The organism is Paenibacillus sp. FSL R7-0340, from assembly GCF_038002205.1.
Classification (GTDB): Bacteria; Bacillota; Bacilli; order Paenibacillales; family Paenibacillaceae; genus Paenibacillus; species Paenibacillus polymyxa_B.
The window spans coordinates 3,140,954-3,159,024 of the sequence record NZ_JBBOBY010000001.1; the positions used below are offsets into that span (position 1 = coordinate 3,140,954).

Genomic DNA, 18,071 nt, shown 5'->3' on the forward strand with positions numbered 1-18,071 from the left:
TGATGATTATGAGCTATAATATAATTTATAAGGGGGCATTTAGATGGAAAGGCAGATTGAAAGACAACATCAGATGAGGCAAAAACTTACTAATAGATTGTCAGCGCACGTTAGAAAATATGGGTTTCAAAGTTTAAAAATGGACGAAATTTCAAGGATTATGGATGTAAGCAGGGCGACTTTATATAAATATTTCTCTACCAAAGAAGATATTATTACGTTTCTTGTGAGTGCTTCTATCGAATACATCCACGAAATTATTGAAGATTCTGACGCTGATCAAGTATTTGTTCAGCGATTTCAGCAAACATTTGAACAAACAATCATATTAAAAGAGTTCATCACAGACATTTTCCTAAGGGATCTTGAAAGTAGTTATCCTGAGACCTATGAGTCCCTAAAAGAAGCTATGAAGCAACGAGTAGATCAGGAATTGGCTTTCTATGATGAAGGGATTAAAAGTGGGGTTTTTAATAAGATTGAGGGTAGACTTATCGTTATGCAAGATGAGATTCTAAATAATGTTTTAGATGTAAAGTACCTGATGGAGAACCAATTGACCGTGTATCAAGTGCTATTTGACTATTACAATCTAAAAAAAATTCAGTTGTTTAAACCTGATAAAATGAAAATGATAGATGACAACTTGATGATTCCTAGAATTGAGTATATGGCACAAAAGATTTCAAAAAACTTATATTAAACTTAGCAATTTAGAATAATCCAAATTATTTTTAAAGTGAACACACTTTAAGCTTAAGTTGGGCATCATATGACGGATTTTCCATGATACATTAGAAGCATAGAAAAAGGCGTGAATGAAACGCACGGCGGCACATGACCGGGGTGTTCCTCTTCTCGCCTTTTCTTCTATTACATGAATAGGTTGATTAGATCAACAATCATTGATGTGATAATATACCAATAATGAAATGAGTGTGTTATCGATACTCTTTTCATACTTTGATTATAATTGGTGTCATGAGAGTATTTTTAGGTATTAACCCCGCTAGTAAAAATATGAGATTGAAGGATTTCTCATCAGAAAAACTAAGTAACCTGTATATAAGTATAATGAGGTAAGAGGGGGAACATCGATTATAAGATGGGAAAAACCCGATTGTTCTTCATTTTTTATAAACAGAGTGCGTCTAAGACTAGAACGTAAAACAGACGAATACGAGGGACTCCCGTTATAGGAGATCACTCGTATTCGTCTGTTTTAGCGAGCATACTTATTTATTATCATATGTGCAGCCTCGTCCGCTATTTGAAAAGCCTGCTCTCGGGAGATACTGAAATCAAGCAGCAACATTTTGGGCCATAGCACCTGCCCAGCAATTATACTCATAAATTCGTTGGCCGTTTTTGCCGCATCCGGCAGGTTTATATTACCCAATTGAACTTCATCTAATAAATATTGCGTCAATTTCTGATGAACAGCACCTTCACCCAATTCATAATGAAAAAGACTGAGCTCGGGGAACTGCTTGGCCTCTGCAATGACGACCCGAAACAAAGGAGCCATTCCATCACGAGTCAGCACGCATGCGTAATCTCGTCCGAACTTAATTAATCCTTGCAAGGGAGAGCCTAGTACCGGTGGAAAGTCCCATTCGGGATCAAGTTCCCAAAAATGCTTGACGATGGTTTCGAAGATCAATTCCTTGGTCGGGAAATGATTGAACAATGTTCCTGTAGAGAGACCAGCAAGTTTTGCAATTTGAGCTAACGTGGTGCGCGCATACCCTTTTTCAAAAAACAGTTCTTGTGCAGCGGCAATAGCACATGCCCTTTTTTCTTCCTTTATACGTTCATGGTAAGTTGATTTTGTTCCCATATTTCCACTCCAAATTTGGATTTAAGTCCTATCAGAGGGATAGCACCCTTTTCTCTACTATACAACAGTTGATCGTGTTCTAAAAGAAAAAGCTGCCTAAGCACCCTCGGAGGGCTTAAGCAGCAATAGGGCTAACATATTAGAGAATCGTTTGAGCGCCATCCAGAACCAAGTCAACGCCAATGGTGAAGCGTGACTCATCCGAAGCCAGATAGACAACAGCTTTGGCAATCTCTTCGGCAGTACCCATGCGTCCAGCCGGAATCCCGTCACGAATGCGGTTAATAACCATCTCACGAATTTCGTCAGACACGCCTAGCTTGTTCTTATCGTAAAGCGGGGTATCAATCGGTCCAGGACTCACCGTATTGAAGCGAATTCCGTGAGACGATAATAAGTCGGAATTCCAGGCTTTGGTCAGGGTGGAAATGGCACCTTTAGTAGCCGCATAAGCGTTGGAATGTGCATATCCGGCATGAGAACTGCTCGATCCCATTAAAACGACAGAGGATGGGTTCGCCATCACTGGAGTTAATGCCTGCATTAAGAAAAATGGAGCTTTTACGTTGATGGCAAACAAGCGGTCAAAGGCTTCTTCATCGATTTGCTCGAATGGACGCCAGTCAGATACGCCTGCGTTTAAAAAGGCAATATCCAGTTTGCCAAAATGTTGTTCAACACGTTCAGCCAGTTGACGTTGGGCGTTGAGGTCTCGGGAATCTGCCTGAAGCACAAGGACTTGATTTCCGAGTTCCTTTTGTGTTTTTTCTACATTTGCCGGGGTTACTCCGGTGACAATCAATTCAGCGCCTTCAGCCAGAAATTGTTTGGCTGTCTCCAAGCCAATTCCGCTGGTGCCACCCGTAATAAGTGCTCGTTTACCATTAAGTCTAGTCATGTTAAAACCTCCATCGCAAGATACTTACAAGGACAAATATAAGGGGGGAATCAACCAAAGTCAAGTAACTCAGCTTTATATTTTTATTGATGTGTGATAAGATCACTACGTGGACAGGAGACAGTGAACACAAATGAGGAAGAAGTAGCCCGCTGGGGAGATTTCCGACTCGAATCGTGAACGCAAACTTCTTCAAACCTTGTTGGAAGGACAAATCCAAGATGTCGATTCAATGAAGGTCTACTGATGCGTATATAAAAAAATAGAGCAGTTACCTAAGGTAAATATGGACTGTATCAAGAAGATCAATGTCTCTATGGAAGGTGAGTATGAATTGAAAACAATGCTTATTATCGGTGCAGGACCTGGTCTAGGCTTCTCACTAGCCAAGACTTTTGGAAGAAACGGTTTTCGTATCGCACTCGTTTCAAGAACACAGGAGAAATTGGACCAATATGCAGAGCAGCTTGGTAAGATGGGCATTGAAGCTCAGGGTTTTGCTGCCGATATCACTAACAAAATGCAACTTATCAGGGCTTTTCAAGAAATTAAGAATACGTTCGGTACAATCGATGTAATGGAGTTTAATCCGCATAGTGGAAATGTTACTACGACATCTGTTCTGGAAACGACAGATGAGAGCGCACTTCAATTTTTCAACAATGTTGTCATTGGAGCTATAAATACAGCCAGACAAGTCATTCCAGAAAGACAGAACGGGGTGAAGGGGCGCTTCTTTTTACAAGCGATCTTTCCGCAATGAGTCCAAGCCCGATGTTTGGAAATTCAGGTATCGCCATGTCAGGACTCCGGAACTATAACACGAGCGTTTGCTTCCTCTTGGAGTATTTGTGGGCCATTTATCCATTAGTCCTTTAATCAAGCAGGGCACAAGTTTTGATCCTGATCAAGTGTCAGATGCTTGGTACAGTCTTTATGATAAAAGAACAGAGGCAGAGGAAACTTTTCCTAAAGGAATCATGCAATTAATCAAAAAATAAATAAAATGATAGGACTAATGTAGTGACTGCCATTAAATTTGCTATGCGGCTTATTTTATCGGTACCCGAGTGAAGGACTAGAACTTGTATCGGTTGCCGAAATAGACAAGAACATAGTCCGATCATTTCTGTATTGCATAATTCCATGCGAAATAGTGATGTGAATGCATCTATTTATTGGTTGTCAAGAATGTTGGAATCAGGTGAAGATCCTTTATTTATCGCTCGTAGGCTCGTTAGGTTTGCAAGTGAGGACGTAGGTCTGGCAGACAATAGGGCGTTGGAAATCACTGTTTCGGTGTTTCAAGCATGTCAATTTATAGGGATGTCAGAGTGTGATGTTCATTTAACACAAGCCGTTATTTACCTGACCCTGGCTCCCAAATCGAATTCTGCTTACTTGGCTTATTAATACTACATAATCTGGATTAAGTATTTATGTTTCTGTAGAAGAATAGAAGGCGAAATGATTTTAATTTAAGTGAATAGAGTATTTTAAACTGAGACTACTATCTAATACTAGATAGTGGTCTTTTTGCTGTGTATAATTAAGATGAAGATATCGCGAAAATCCGTATTCATTATCATGCATAAAGATGCAAAGTGAGTTTTTGCTTTTTCTCACTAAATATGAAAATGTGTATTGATGCCATAAGCTTTTTTGATGACTTTTTCTCACTAATTATGACAACGCACAATTGTTGTGTGGTGTCATAATTAGTGAGAAAATTTACAGATTGAACGAGAATAATAATCATATTTGATGTCCGAAGAAAATAAAGTTTTAGACTGATCCGACAAATGCAACAGCGGCAGATAAGGACGCGAAAATAAATTCCTAGACTGGCCGCTGTTGTGGTCAACATTCAGCTATCGTGTCCTGTTAGCCTAATAACTCTGCAGTTTGTAAGAAAGCGTCCAGCCGCTCCTTTTGAAGAAGATGATGACGGTAATGCATCTCCACCATCGTGAACCATTCGACCGCGTTTAACGCGCCGAAGGCTACGGCCGGATGAGTCGCCTTTCGCTGCAGCCGCTCTGGGTCTATGTTCTGCAGCGACGCCCCAATCTCATGCATGCGGCGCCTTGCTTCCTCCAGCTTGGCGACAAGCTGCTCCTTGCTTTCTGGCTGTGGAGGCGTATATTGCAAGTCGGCCGGTACCTGAATGCGAACCGATGGGAAGCTCCCTTGCTCAAACACGGCATGGCCGGCCTCCGTCTTCCCGCCGCCCTCCTCGTTGCCGCCACCGAGCGCCATGCACTCCTCCGCAAGACGGAGCTGCAAGTTCAGCGTGGAATGGGGCAGATGCAGGTACATTTGACCAAGCGACCATTCGTTCTCGCTTGGCTTGCGACACAGTTCCGCCAGACTATACTTGTCCAGCTCCCGAACATAATGCTTCGAAATCTCGTCGAACCTTACCAAAATATCCTTAATCCCTATGTTCTTATTCAGAAGATCATCTCCTCGAATACTGAATTACTCTCATCATATGAGAGGGCTCAAGAAAAAGCATATTCGTAGTTTATATCTTTAATACTTTATTTACCAGTCTAAGACTATATTTTCTAATTACACCGACCGCTGTCGCTAGCGCGCTGATCGCAAAGCTGACTTCATTCCGGAAGATTCGGGAGCGCAAATGCAGCTGTGCATGCGGGCCACGCGTCGCCAGTCTATAACTTTGTTATCTCAGTCTAGTTCTTTATTGTTTAGTCTAAAACATTATTATTCACTAACAATTGACAATGAAGAAGTAGTACAACTTCTTATTGATTGTATAAATACGCATTTTTAGAGTTGCGTATATTCTCATAAATTTGAAAAATTAGGGTGGACCGAATAACTTCGAGTCACTGAGTTCTCACTAATTATGAAAATGATCGTTGAATTATCATATATTCAGCTTGTTGTTTTCTCATTAATTATGACACCACACAATTGTTGTGTGGTGTCATTGTCTACAGACAATAAAGTTGTGTACTAATCGAGAAATAGGCAATAAAGTTGTGTACTAAATATTAAGGAAACATAATAAAAGAATCACTTTTAGTAAAATCAAAAGCCTGATGAACAAGTGTCATCAGGCTTTGTTAAAATCAGGACGGTTGCTTTGGTTTAAATAGAGAGCGATATTAAGGTAAAGAAATATTAGAAAAGTTAAAGACAGGAGAACAATTTATAAGGATTTAAAGTACATATTTTTAGAATTTAATAAAAAATATAAATCACAAATATTGGATTTTGGTACACAACTTTATTGCATATCGCACAGGTGAAAATATTTGTAGTTGACTCGCTAGAACACAACCTTATTGTTCGAAGAAAGTTGTGTACAGACAATAAAGTTGTGTTCTAACTTTTAGCAACTTGTGAGTGACTGGAAGCTTGCTAAAACAACCTGTGAAGACGAGTAAGGACGAAGATTGATCAAGGTCAGCAGATTGCAAAGCCTTTTTGGGGTAGCTAAACCAGACCCTTTATCGAAACTTAAAACCAAATAGCGACTTTTCTCTGGAATCCACTGGAGAGAAGTCGCCGTATTTGTTATGGAATGTTTCTTGGTTTTAAAAATGAGATTAATCTATTGTTCTTTATTTATGAATCTTCCTTTCAACCGCTACCGCACTACAACTCAAGGGAAGATATTGTGAGCTGTCTGGAGGAATGGCAGACACCTGTAATTTTGAAACCAGTCTCCGGACAGGGAAGCCTTAATATTTCAATAATCCGCTCTTTCGAACAGATTGAAGACGCGTTGCGTCATAGCATTCAGCAGGATGAATATATATTGGATGGTACGCTGGTGATTGAGGAGTATATAGACGACGGGGAAGAATACAGCGTTGAGGTGCTGACGACTAATGGAAGGCACGAAGTGCTTGCAATCACAACCAAAGAGGTGGTAATGCCTTATTTCATTGAGGCTGGTCACCTGTTACCCGCACCTTTAATAATGATTCTCATTATCAATATATATAGTGTAGCAATTACTACAAAAAATGCAATCGCGAATGCTAGTATTTAGGATTATCAAATCCAGGCTTGCTGTGTGATTATTTATGATGATCTAATTTATGCGTATATGCAGAGGGAGACAAATGCCACGTCATCATTAATAAACTCAGTCGGACTATTTGATTTAATAAGGAGAGAATCGGCAGGCGCCGATTCTTTTAATGGAAAGCATTTTTTTCCCTTTGAGGGATATAGGCCATGCGGCAGGCAATGTCCCAAATGCTCTTTTGACAACCCAAAATCCAAGACTGGCAGGAGGATTAACACATGCCAAACATGCTTAGAAAGTTCTCTTTAGGCCGAGTCGTGGGAACTCCTGAAAGCTTGCAAGCCGTTTCGGAAGATGAAACTTACCAAAAATATTAGTGATAAATGTAGCGATTCACCCTATTTATTGTGCAATAGTCAATAAGTAGTATTCCAACGTTTTGCGAAAAGTTTTTCCGTTTCCATTAGATACAATTGGCGCTGTTCAAGAGTTCGCTTCTCCATACCTGAGTAATTATACCATTTAAGTGAGTTTATACCCATTTTTCGAAAAGTTCCACGAAACATCATTTTGGTGATTGGATTTCCAAATAGCCATCGATAAATATATGTTGGAGTTGCCATAACAGTTAGTAAAGAAGCACCCTTCAAACGAGGAAGCAGACACTTAAATAAACGCCCTGGTTTAGGCTCGCTGTACACGATTCCTTTTGCGAATACCTTATCCAAGAAACCTTTCATCATTGCTGGCATTCCTTCCCACCAGATAGGAAAGATAAAAATAAGGTGATCTGCTTCGAGTAGTCGCTGTTGATAATCTGCAATTAGAGGATCAATTACTTCCTTTGTTCGCCAAGACGCGAGGTCAGAAGCAGACATAACAGGATTGAAGCCGTCTTTATGCAAATCAATCAAATCGATTCGGTGACCACTTGAACGCAAACCTCTTATGGTAGCTGCCAACAAGGCGGCTGAATAACTTCTATTGTGAAGAATATTTTCTGAAGCACCACTTCCATAAGGATGATCAAATATAATAAGAATATTCATATAAAATTCCTTTCTTGTACTTTGTTTTCTTGGAAACAAAATTGTTTTTTATGGATACAATAATATATTTTTGTTTCTCTGTTGTCAATAATGTTTCCTTGTATTTTATTTTTTATAATCACTTGGTATACTAGAAATATAAAATCTGAGAATATTTCTTTATTCTCTAATATAAAATCTTAAAAGTAAGAGAGTGAGATTGTAAAAATGAATGATAATGTTGAACAAACGCTTTTAATAACAGATATAATAGGTCACATTGCTGCTGTACAGAAGCGATTTCAGTCAGAAGGCGAAGATGAAGAAAGAAGATGGATGATTAAAAATGCTACTGAATCGGTCGTTATCGAATTTTTAAAGGAAGCATCTGTTCAGATGCTCCATGTCTTGGATGCTATAGGAGAATTAGAGCCAGTCAATGGCATTACAATTTCTAGGCATTTTGGTATTCCTAGAGGTAGCGTATCCAAAATAACTCAGCGGCTGGTGAAACTAGGAGTTATACATGCTGAATCATTATCTTCCAATAAAAAAGAAGTATTATTTCGTTTAACTCCATCTGGTGAGCAAGCTTTCAAATTGCACCAGCAACTTCATGAACATATGGATGATAATTTTAGGATTTTTCTAAGTCGTTATAACCTCGATCAGATACGCTTTCTTTCAGAATTAATGAGAGAAGTATTGGAAACTTCATGGGTTGGATCAGAAATGGTTCCTGTTGAAGCAGAGGATGAACACGAAGATTACAAGTTATCTACTAACAAGATTAGCTCACCTATAGATTTACAACAAAAAAATGAAATCTTAAGTATGTTGCAGAATTTTGATTCGAAGAAGTTGAGCAGAGTAAAAGAATTGATACGTATTGCCTTTCTTGAGGATTGACTAATACCTTGTCTCTATCAAATTTAGGGTTTATGGAGAAACTCTTATAAAAAATGCATGAAGGCACTAAAAATTCTTAGGTCTCCTAAGAATTCTGTACTCTCGACCATAAGTTATTTGGTGATAGCTGGGCTACAGCCCGCTCCCTTCAAATAGCAATTAAATGGAAGCGGGATTGCAACAGCAATAGGAATAGGATATTACACTCTATCCCGTCGCTCAGGCCAGCTGCAGCGATGGCTTCCCTAATGAGAACCTTACGGTCATGGAACCCACAATTATAGTGAGTTCTATGATGTCCTTCGTCATTGGGGTAAAGTGACTGACTTGACTTGAGCAGAGGTATTTCCGTAAATATCCTTGGCCAGTACGAGAATATGCAGCGTATCGGCTTGGGAGGAACCACCCTGTTTGTATTTAGTAGTTGGAAGCGTTGCTGACCAATTGGTTTTATCTTCTGTAATAACGACACGAATGCCATTGACATAAACTTTAAGCTGCGCGATATCGCTTTGATCTGAGACTGAACCTTCCAATTCGAGAACATCATCCGTGATCGAAGCATTCAACTTAAGTTCAGGGGCTCCTGTTTCCTTGCGTTTAGAGGGTGGGAGAGCAGTTTGCGGGTTATAGGAAAAGGTTTCATCCTCAAGCGCTGGCGTGCGTGCTGCAATAGGACGGTTTTTGGTCGCCTGCTCATAGGAATAAGCGTAACGAAGCAGGTCATTATCGCTGTATGCGGCACCTGCCATCGTCAGATTAACGGGCATTCCGGTATCCTTCATAGCGCCCATACTCACAGACACACTTGGGATACCGTACTCGCGTAGAATGAAATTCGTATTGGAGAAATAGTTGCCATTCTCCCAAGCCTCCTCATAGGATGTTTCATTCACATCGGAGTCAGCTTTGCCGATATTCGAATTTGCCGGGAATGCAATAAAATCAAGGTTGTTTTGCTTCATCCAATTTTCAAAATCAATCTTTCGCACATTTTCAAGCCCCCGTAGTCCTTCATGAAACTGGGAAATTTGTTCGTAAGGGGTGACGCCTTTCTTTATGGTTTCAATAAATACGTCATAGTGGCCAAGGTCTCTGCCACGTTTGGCATCTACCGAACCGGGCGGATTTGGGAAGACGGTTGCAGGGTCGATATTAGCCCATGACGGAAAATTCGGATCGCCCACACTTTTAAGGAATTCCTCAGCAGCATAAGGATTAAGCAATCCGAATTCCTTTTCAACCCACTTTGCCGGCATCAAACCACGTTCCTCAGGTGTTTTTGCTGTTGCCCGGTCTTTCTCGCTGTTCGCCTGCAAGGGGAAGTCAACTTCCACAACCTCAGCTCCAAGAGCAGTTAAATCTTTTACAGCTTTTTCCCATAATGCCTGTATCGAAGGTCTGAATTTGATCGGAGTTGTGGTTTCATGGTCCTTACCAATATAGATTTTCGGAACGCCAATGCGCTTGCCTTTTAAAGCTTGAATGTCTCGCAGCTCTAAATAGGATTTGGGACGGACACTGTTGACAGAAGGGAGTCGAACGGCTTTCTGTTCTCGCCAGAAATCCCCCTTGGTGATCTTATCTTCTACAACGATCACGTCAAGCAAGCGGAGCATGTCCTCGACAGTCCTCGTATGTGGGACAACGACATCCCGTATAGGGAAGAGCGGCCAATTCCCCCGAATGGAGATTAGGCCCCGCGATGGCGTGTAGGCAATTAAACCATTGTTAGATGCTGGTGATCTTCCAGAGGATACCGTTTCTTCCCCCATACCGAAGGCAGCAAGGTTGGCGGCTGTTGATACGCCAGATCCGTTAGAGGAGCCAGAGTACCAAGCTGCAGCCAAATAATTTGGATTGTACGGACTTTCAGCACGGCCATAAACGCCTCTTTGCATTCCCCCTGCTGCCATTGGTGGCATGTTGGTTTTACCAATGAGCACCCCACCGGATTTGCGTATCTTCTCTACTGTAAAGGCATCGTCTTTTGCCATCAGATTTTTGAAAGCCGGAGATCCAGAAGCAACAGTGAGTCCCTTAACCTTGTAGCTGTCTTTAACCGTGTAGGGGATGCCTTGTAGAGGACCGGTCTTAATACCCTGTGCCCTTAGTTGATCAGCCTGAGCGGCTTCTTTTAGTACGTCGGGGTTCAGAACAGGGATGGAATTCAGCCGAATGCCACTAGAATCATAGGCATATACGCGGTTAAGGTACAGGGCGGTGAGTTCGACACTCGACAGTGCTCCTGACTTCATCGCGTCCTGCATCTGAGCAATCGTAGCCTCTTGCAATTGAAATGTAACTAGGGAGGAGACGGGTTCACTACTGGTTTTACTTGAGGAAGAGGGCGAAGGGGTGGCGGATGCAAGGGAGCATCCCGTGAGAGTTAAAATCATACCAGTCGCGATCCATTTGCAATAATTACCGATTACATTCCTTGCATTCGCTTTTAGCATTCGTGCGCACATAGCATTTTCACTCCTTAAATTAGATAGGATCAGGAATTTGAATAGAGAGGAACGAGAAATTAATAAATGTTTCTAATTATACTACTTATTTTCATACGAAATGTCAATTTTTGTAATACGGATATAAAGGGAGCCATTTAAGGTAAAATGGTGCCCGAGATTACACTAGGGAGCTTCCCTAGCAAATCCCGAGCACCAGAGGGCGTTTTCCATGGGTTACACTTGTAAGTCACTGAGGATGAAACACCCATATATTCTCAATATAGTAAACATTTGGCTAAGATAAATACGAGCGATCATAATGAAAATTCAATGAAATCCACGTAGGCATCCCAGGTTCCGTCATCGCTCGTCAAGGTGAGTTTGACGTCCTGATCTCCGGTAGCGTGAGTAATGTTGGATAAAGTTTGGACAGTCGGCGTTTTGCCCGTGAAATAAAAGGAACCCACAGTTACTCCTCCAATAACCAAGTCCACTTTGGCCGTACTAGCATTGCTTGAAGCCCCCCGTACTGAGATATTATGCGTAGGGTTGGCAAAATACTGTGAGTATGATGCATAGTCAGCAGTGGCATACAGAGCAGCCCCGTCAAAAGGTGTACTGATCTTGCCCGCATAAGTGCCGCCAATGTTCATGTTCTCAGCTTCAACCTTTGTCCCCGTATTGTTCCCCGTGTTGGGGGTAAACTGCCAGGCATCCAAATTAAATAGATTGCCGTTTCCTGTCCCAGTAAACACCAGATAAATGTTGCGAACCCCAGTTGCATTATTGATCGTGGTCTCTACTTCTCTCCAGGTCTGCATACCTCCAGTTGAAGGTACTTTTAAGGTGCCGACTAAAGGGCCTGTCTCACTGTCAAGACGTACTTCAATACTACCACCGACACTTGTGGCAACATTGGCTTTGAACGTCTTTGCTCCGGTAGAGCCAAAATCAGCCTTCCCGACAGCGACCCAGTCCCCATTGTGAATATTGGTCACATTCAGATTACTGACCGGACCGCCAGTGGCTTGAGTGGGCTCGGTCGTAATACCCGCCTGCCACGCGATGGTTTCCGCTTCAACTCTGGTATATGGATTTAGATTGGATAGCTGAGCTATTCCAGTCATATTCCCTTGTACCTCCTGGATGCTTCCATCGGTATTGTACACCAGTTTATTAATGTGAGGAGAGCGATAGCCTTTTCCATTTCCAATTTGTGCCTTGCTGACCGTTTGGGCATGATACACGACGTACCACTCATTTTTAAAGTTAAATACAGCATGGTGGTTGTTGCCGCCAACGCCGAAGAATGTATAGGGGTTTTTCAGGAAATGGCCTTTATAAGTGAAGGGGCCCATCGGGTTATCGCCGACCATATAGCCGATTTCACCTGCAGGGTACTGTGGCGGGTGTGTCCCGGCAAAGTTAATGCAGTAGGAATAATAGTATTTGCCATTGTACTTATGAATACCGGAATCTTCAAATAAGTAAGGTGCATCAATGGTGGTTGTGCTTCCAACAACACTTATCATATCGGCCCCCAACTTGATCACTCTAGCTGTTTTAGGATTAGCAATGGAAGCGGGATCGGATTCGTTAGGAATTCCCCCACCGCTATACAGGTATCCTGTGCCATCATCATCCACCAACACAGCCGGATCAAAAAGCCATGTCACGCCAGCCATTCCAGGCGTACTATGTGTCACAAGCGCTTTACCGAGGGGGTCTGTCCAAGGTCCGATCGGCGTGTCTGCTGTCAGGACTCCAATTCCTGCCCCACCATTGGCAAAATAAAGAAAGAATTTATCTTTGCCATTCAATTTTTTATGCGCAATTGCTGGAGCCCAGGAGTTAGAGGCCCATTTGGCAATGCCTCTACCGTTGTTCTTGTTGTTGGCACCTGCGACCGGTATCGTTCCGTGATCCGTCCAATTCACCATGTCCGCGGAGGAAATGACCTGGATGCGATCCAGTGCACTGAAGTCATTGTCTTTAATCGATCCATCATTGTTATAAACATACGTATCACTTGACATGTAGACATACACCCTTCCACCATATACCAATGAATAGGGATCAGCTCCCAATTTATGATCCACTAGAGGGTTGGAATTTCCAGGGAGTTTAGCCAGTGGTCGATTGGCAGCATCTACACTTAGCACGAGAGAGACACCAAGCAATAAAGTGAAGGAGAGAAATAAAGCTAGACATTTTCTAATCATAACAATAACCTCCGTTTTTTTATATGGTCCAAAGCCGAGCTATTCGTAAATTTATCAAACTCAAGAATATACTCAGACCTCTACCCGTAAGGAGAACTGCTGTGAAGAGGGCACGAGAAATAGACATGAAATCGCTTACATTTATTGAACTTAAAAGTGAACTACGAGAGGAGAGTCACCATATACTGGTCTCTGTTCATTTATTGACAACTCCAGTTATGTGTTGGAGAAAGTATAGTAATCATAAACATTGGGTTATTAAATATTAATATGTAAATTGATTGCAAATAATGGTTTTATTTGGCGCAATCATAGCATGTTCTATCAAAAATAACAATATCATTCTATTTTCTAAAAAAAGCGAATCGAAAGGAACGTAAATTACGATACCAATGGCATGCTGGACCTTTTGCAAAATCGAGATATCCGACCTGTTATTCCAAGCAAGCTCAATCGACGGGTGAAACTTTAAGTTGGCATTAGTTAAACACACTATGTCCATACGTTGTATGCTGAACATGACTGGATAAAATATACGAGTAATTAGTATGAATGATTGCAGCAGAAGAGGCAGCCCTGCAGGGATGCTTTTGCCTGTCCAGGGGAGATTGCATTAATGCAACACTGATATCCAATTTCCAGTATCCTAAATTAGTGCAATAAATGTTGTAAAGTTAGTATGGGCAGTTACCTGATTCATTCATTATTATAAATGCTGTAATCTACATTACCTAGACTGGGGTGACAAAGTTGAACGAAAGTAAAAAGAAGACGGATCGGCAGTCTGCTGATGGTAGGTGTGTTGACATGTCGGCCGTGTTGAACGGGTGCAGCAGCAATAGCGAGCGGTCACAAGCCGGGTGACACAAAAACTACATGTGCCAGGCTGGAGATAAGAACGGTAAATACGATCAACCGGTAACAATTACGTATTTGTGACCATGGGGTCCAGATGTTAAGTTCAAACCAGGAGAAATCATACCAAATGGACAAAAGAAAAGCTGGGAATCGAGTTGAAAAATCAGTAGGTTTCTCCATCCACAAACAATGCATTTAAGACAAAACTGCGTTTGTCTCTTGTATCAAGCGCTGACTTGCTGATATTATTTCATATCGCGGCGAATTTAATTTGGTTCGAGAACTGATTGAATCTCTGACAAATTTGTGGAAGCCGGCGAATTGTTTGATCAATATGCTGACGAGACATGGAAGGAATGTCGAGGGACAAGAACATGGCCCGATTACCAATTATCCAATAAATGGTAGTCATCTTGAACTTTCGAGTTCGTTATCCGTTTCACGGATCGACTTTATCACAAATTCAGAGAAAGCTTTTACTGTTGGAGATAACCACTTTTTCTTTTTAATCAGCATATGGGAGTATATCGGATCGAACTTTTCGGAATGACTTACGATTTTAAGTTTTCCTCTATTCACGTCTTCTTTAACTGTAATATAAGGCAAAAAAGAAAATCCAAGCCCACTCATAACGGTTTGTTTAATCGCCTCAATACTCCATAACTCCATGGTTTGAAATGGGTGAATATCATGCTTTACAAGATATCTTTCAAACATGGTCCGATAACTACAGCTTTCTTAATTCGTAATAAAAAAATGGTTGGTGTTCTCTCGCTTATATTCATCGAAATGGTCTGGACCGTCATTGCTGCACACCAGGACAATGTTCTCCTGGGCCAAAGAATAATGAATGCATTTTTCCGGATGTATTTCCGGGTAGACCATGAAAGCCACATCTACACGTCCACTGATTAAGTCAACCTGGTTTTGTTCACATGTACCGTTGATAAGGATGAATTTGACATGAGGATATTTCAAAGAGAATTCCCTTATAATCGGGCTTAATCTAGAAATTGTTAAAGACTCTGGTGCAGCCACCTTTATAGCACCTTTAACCTCCTGGTTGCTTCGTATATTTCTAATCTGGTCATGAGTAGCCAGTAGATCTTCTGCCAGAGGTATTAATTCTCTCCCTAATTGAGTAAGTTTCAAGTGCCTTCTTTCGTAAGTGAAAAGCTCCCCGCCAATCTCTTCTTCAAGCGACTGTATATGGGCAGTGATCGTGGACTGAGTGTATCCCAATTGCGATGCAGCCCCTGTATAACTTCCGATTTCGATAATCGTCTAAAATGTAATAAGGTGTCTAATTTCTATCGATAAAAATGATAATGATTTTGAATATTTCAATTTTATTAATGAACAGATCCATCATACAATAGAATCCTTCTGATCGTAAAATAATCTACAAGGGAGGAAACAATGAATGGAACCGTTCAAAATTTCAATTCCAGAGCAACAACTGCATGATCTGTCTATGAGACTAAAACAGGTTCGATGGCCTTCGAATTTCTCTGTAGAACCATGGGCTCTGGGGACAGACCGTTCCTTTTTGAAGAGATTAGTTGATTATTGGAGCACGGAATACAACTGGCGTGAACAGGAAGCATGGTTAAACCGTTTCCCGCAGTTTATGGAACATGTGGATGGCTTCGATATACACTTTGTACACGTTCGGGGTGAAGGCACATCCGCACGACCACTGTTGTTGACTCATGGATGGCCAGGATCATTTGTAGAGATGTTAGAACTAATCCCTTATCTAACAACTCCATCACTATATGGTGGACATGCTGAAGAGGCTTTTGACGTGATTATTCCCTCATTGCCAGGCTTTGCATTTTAGAGTAAACCCACACGACCGGGAGTGGGGTCCAAATACGTAGCTACGCTTTGGGCAAAACTTATGGATCGTTTGGATTATGAAAGGTATTGGGTTCAGGGAGGGGATATTGGAGCAGGGGTCTCAACATGGTTAGCATTCATGTACCCTGAACGGGTGATGGGACTTCATCTCAATTATATTCCAGGAAGCTACAAGCCACCCCTCACTCCGAATACACCATCTGTTAGCGAAGAAGAGCAAGCTTACTTAGACATCGTAGCTGAGTGGTTGGACCGAGAAGGTGCTTATAGCGCCCTTCATAGAACGAAGCCGGAAACACTGGCTTTTGCACTAAGTGATTCCCCAACCGGTCTTGCCAGCTGGATGGTAGAAAAATTTCAAGGTTGGAGTGACTGTGACGGGGATATCGAAAGGTCTTTCTCACTTGATCATATCCTCACTAACATATCGATTTACTGGTTTACCAATTCGATTGCTTCTTCCATGCGAATATATACTGAAGGTACCAAAATGCCACTGCATTTCACCGAAGATCAGCGTGTTACTGTTCCAACAGGGGTTTCCTTATTTCCCAAGGAGCTGCCCACGCCTCCCCGAAGCTGGGTAGAACGCGCCTATAATATTACGTACTGGGAGAAAGCGAATAAAGGCGGTCATTTTGCCGCTATGGAAAATCCTAAATTGTTTGCCGAACATCTAAATCATTTTTTTCATTCCATAAGCATCTGATAGTCTCTATCCTTGAGAGGGTTATGAACAACCAGTACATTTTTTACCAGACATACATTTACCCCTTAAAGGGGAATGGACACAAAGTTGGCCCTCAAACTTTGTCTTAGAGATTACCACAGTGAAACTGGAGTTGACCTGACTACTAAGATCATGTGAAAAGGGGCAAATTTTAATTTTGTGTTACTGTAAAATATGTAAATGCAAAGCGGTAACACAACTCAATATTCTTCTACAAAATCACATATGAGATTCATTCCGCTACGGTAGGTTCACATATTAGTCCATATAAAATGAGAAAAATATCGGGGTGTATACACTTAAATAGATACATTTATCCATACTTCTCTTAATGATAATTCAGCCTAGTATATTCACAACCTCAACCATACTACACAGCTTCGATATTGTTATATGAATAAAACTGATCGAAACCGTCAGTATCACTCACTAATCTCAAGGCAAAGGAGCATAGATGATCCAACAAAATAACCAGTACTCTTGAATGAACTTACAGGGCAAAGAGAGCTTGGAATAATTCAATGCGCAATAAAAAGCTCATGTCGTTGGCTTTGCGTCTAGTTATCGAAGAAAAAAAGGACATTGACCATTTAATTAGTCGCTTATTTAGCGGCTTTTTATATTTTGGAACGACTGCCCGAACTAAAGATGAGAGATTATATTATATTTCCGGAAAGTGTACAGTTCATACTTTGGAAAACCTGACAAGGCCTTGATCGATATGTGGGTGAAAAGGAAAACTGAAGAGGGGGTTATTCGAAAAAATAAATGCGGTGAAACCCGGGGGCACAGTCTAATTGAGCAATTTAATCGCTCCGCAAGCTTGCTAATGATCTCAAAAGAGGGCATCGCATTTGCTTTCTCAATTTGACTAATGTAACCTCTGGTTCCAACATCTCTAGCTAGATCCTCCTGACACATTTATAAACCTTTTTGTAAGTTCTTTATCTTCTTCCTAGTAAATAAGAATTTGTGTAGCCACGGTATTGGAAGAGGGAGAGGGCTTGGTAATTACAATCGAGCCCTTTTTATTTACAGGTGCAGGGTATGTCGTTGAGCATACGGATGGACTTTATGTGTACCCGACAATAGCTTTGTGGCACAACATGAGCATACCATAATAAGGTGTCTCAGCCGAAGAATACAAGAATAAGCAAAAACTATAAAGAATGAATTGTACCCTGTCAGTCAGACATGAAGAAGAAACTATGTCTACTTGGCAGGGTACTTTCCTTCGTTTCTCTGACTTAAGGAGGAAGAA

13 protein-coding genes and 2 pseudogenes are annotated in these 18,071 nt (G+C 41.3%); 7 read left to right on the top strand and 8 right to left on the bottom strand.

Annotated features, from left to right (window positions below; translation table 11 throughout):
- Nucleotides 1-43: 43 nt before the first annotated feature.
- Nucleotides 44-703, top strand: coding sequence for a TetR/AcrR family transcriptional regulator (locus MKX59_RS14225; RefSeq protein ID WP_025723220.1), 660 nt, complete (start codon nucleotides 44-46; stop codon nucleotides 701-703).
- Nucleotides 704-1,222: 519 nt separating this feature from the next.
- On the opposite strand, the gene MKX59_RS14230 is transcribed toward MKX59_RS14225, so the two are convergent.
- A complete protein-coding gene (locus tag MKX59_RS14230; RefSeq protein WP_340858492.1) occupies nucleotides 1,223-1,840 on the bottom strand; it encodes a TetR/AcrR family transcriptional regulator in 618 nt (205 codons plus the stop codon).
- Nucleotides 1,841-1,979: 139 nt separating this feature from the next.
- Nucleotides 1,980-2,738 carry an SDR family oxidoreductase gene (locus tag MKX59_RS14235; RefSeq protein ID WP_028541604.1) on the bottom strand — a complete coding sequence of 253 codons (759 nt, stop codon included), beginning with the start codon at nucleotides 2,736-2,738 and terminating at the stop codon, nucleotides 1,980-1,982.
- A 343-nt stretch (nucleotides 2,739-3,081) separates the two neighbouring features.
- On the opposite strand from MKX59_RS14235, the gene MKX59_RS14240 reads away from it, so the two are divergent.
- Both MKX59_RS14240 and MKX59_RS14245 read left to right on the top strand, forming a co-directional pair.
- Nucleotides 3,082-3,501 carry an SDR family NAD(P)-dependent oxidoreductase gene (locus MKX59_RS14240; RefSeq protein ID WP_231517195.1) on the top strand — a complete coding sequence of 140 codons (420 nt, stop codon included), beginning with the start codon at nucleotides 3,082-3,084 and terminating at the stop codon, nucleotides 3,499-3,501.
- A gap of 335 nt (nucleotides 3,502-3,836) precedes the next feature.
- A pseudogene (locus MKX59_RS14245) lies at nucleotides 3,837-4,148 on the top strand (AAA family ATPase); the annotation flags it as partial.
- A 474-nt stretch (nucleotides 4,149-4,622) separates the two neighbouring features.
- On the opposite strand, the gene MKX59_RS14250 reads toward MKX59_RS14245, so the two are convergent.
- Nucleotides 4,623-5,195, bottom strand: coding sequence for a DinB family protein (locus tag MKX59_RS14250; RefSeq protein WP_028541603.1), 573 nt, complete (start codon nucleotides 5,193-5,195; stop codon nucleotides 4,623-4,625).
- A 1,132-nt stretch (nucleotides 5,196-6,327) separates the two neighbouring features.
- Here MKX59_RS14250 and MKX59_RS14255 point away from each other — a divergent pair.
- Complete coding sequence (locus tag MKX59_RS14255) at nucleotides 6,328-6,768, top strand: ATP-grasp domain-containing protein (protein WP_175405240.1); 441 nt, start codon at nucleotides 6,328-6,330, stop codon at nucleotides 6,766-6,768.
- A 395-nt stretch (nucleotides 6,769-7,163) separates the two neighbouring features.
- Here the strand turns inward: MKX59_RS14255 and MKX59_RS14260 are convergent, their stop codons facing one another.
- On the bottom strand, nucleotides 7,164-7,796 hold the full coding sequence (locus MKX59_RS14260) for an NAD(P)H-dependent oxidoreductase (protein ID WP_028541602.1): 633 nt from the start codon (nucleotides 7,794-7,796) through the stop codon (nucleotides 7,164-7,166).
- Nucleotides 7,797-8,003: 207 nt separating this feature from the next.
- Here MKX59_RS14260 and MKX59_RS14265 point away from each other — a divergent pair, with 207 nt between their 5' ends.
- Nucleotides 8,004-8,684 (top strand): winged helix DNA-binding protein, encoded by a 681-nt coding sequence (locus MKX59_RS14265; protein WP_025723225.1) that lies wholly within the window; start codon nucleotides 8,004-8,006, stop codon nucleotides 8,682-8,684.
- Between the two features lie 305 nt (nucleotides 8,685-8,989).
- Here MKX59_RS14265 and MKX59_RS14270 read toward each other — a convergent pair whose 3' ends face one another.
- The 3 genes and pseudogenes from MKX59_RS14270 to MKX59_RS14280 form a co-directional block, all read right to left on the bottom strand.
- On the bottom strand, nucleotides 8,990-11,155 hold the full coding sequence (locus tag MKX59_RS14270; RefSeq protein WP_071558695.1) for an amidase: 2,166 nt from the start codon (nucleotides 11,153-11,155) through the stop codon (nucleotides 8,990-8,992).
- A gap of 296 nt (nucleotides 11,156-11,451) precedes the next feature.
- Nucleotides 11,452-13,359, bottom strand: coding sequence for a carbohydrate-binding protein (locus MKX59_RS14275; protein ID WP_028541600.1), 1,908 nt, complete (start codon nucleotides 13,357-13,359; stop codon nucleotides 11,452-11,454).
- A gap of 1,266 nt (nucleotides 13,360-14,625) precedes the next feature.
- Nucleotides 14,626-15,498, bottom strand: a pseudogene (locus MKX59_RS14280) (LysR family transcriptional regulator).
- A 142-nt stretch (nucleotides 15,499-15,640) separates the two neighbouring features.
- Here MKX59_RS14280 and MKX59_RS14285 point away from each other — a divergent pair.
- On the top strand, nucleotides 15,641-16,060 hold the full coding sequence (locus MKX59_RS14285; protein ID WP_199768878.1) for an epoxide hydrolase N-terminal domain-containing protein: 420 nt from the start codon (nucleotides 15,641-15,643) through the stop codon (nucleotides 16,058-16,060).
- A gap of 60 nt (nucleotides 16,061-16,120) precedes the next feature.
- On the top strand, nucleotides 16,121-16,789 hold the full coding sequence (locus tag MKX59_RS14290) for an alpha/beta fold hydrolase (protein WP_199768877.1): 669 nt from the start codon (nucleotides 16,121-16,123) through the stop codon (nucleotides 16,787-16,789).
- A 663-nt stretch (nucleotides 16,790-17,452) separates the two neighbouring features.
- Here MKX59_RS14290 and MKX59_RS27610 read toward each other — a convergent pair.
- Nucleotides 17,453-17,731: a helix-turn-helix domain-containing protein gene (locus MKX59_RS27610; protein ID WP_071558696.1), complete on the bottom strand. Its 279-nt coding sequence runs from the start codon at nucleotides 17,729-17,731 to the stop codon at nucleotides 17,453-17,455.
- Nucleotides 17,732-18,071: the final 340 nt, after the last annotated feature.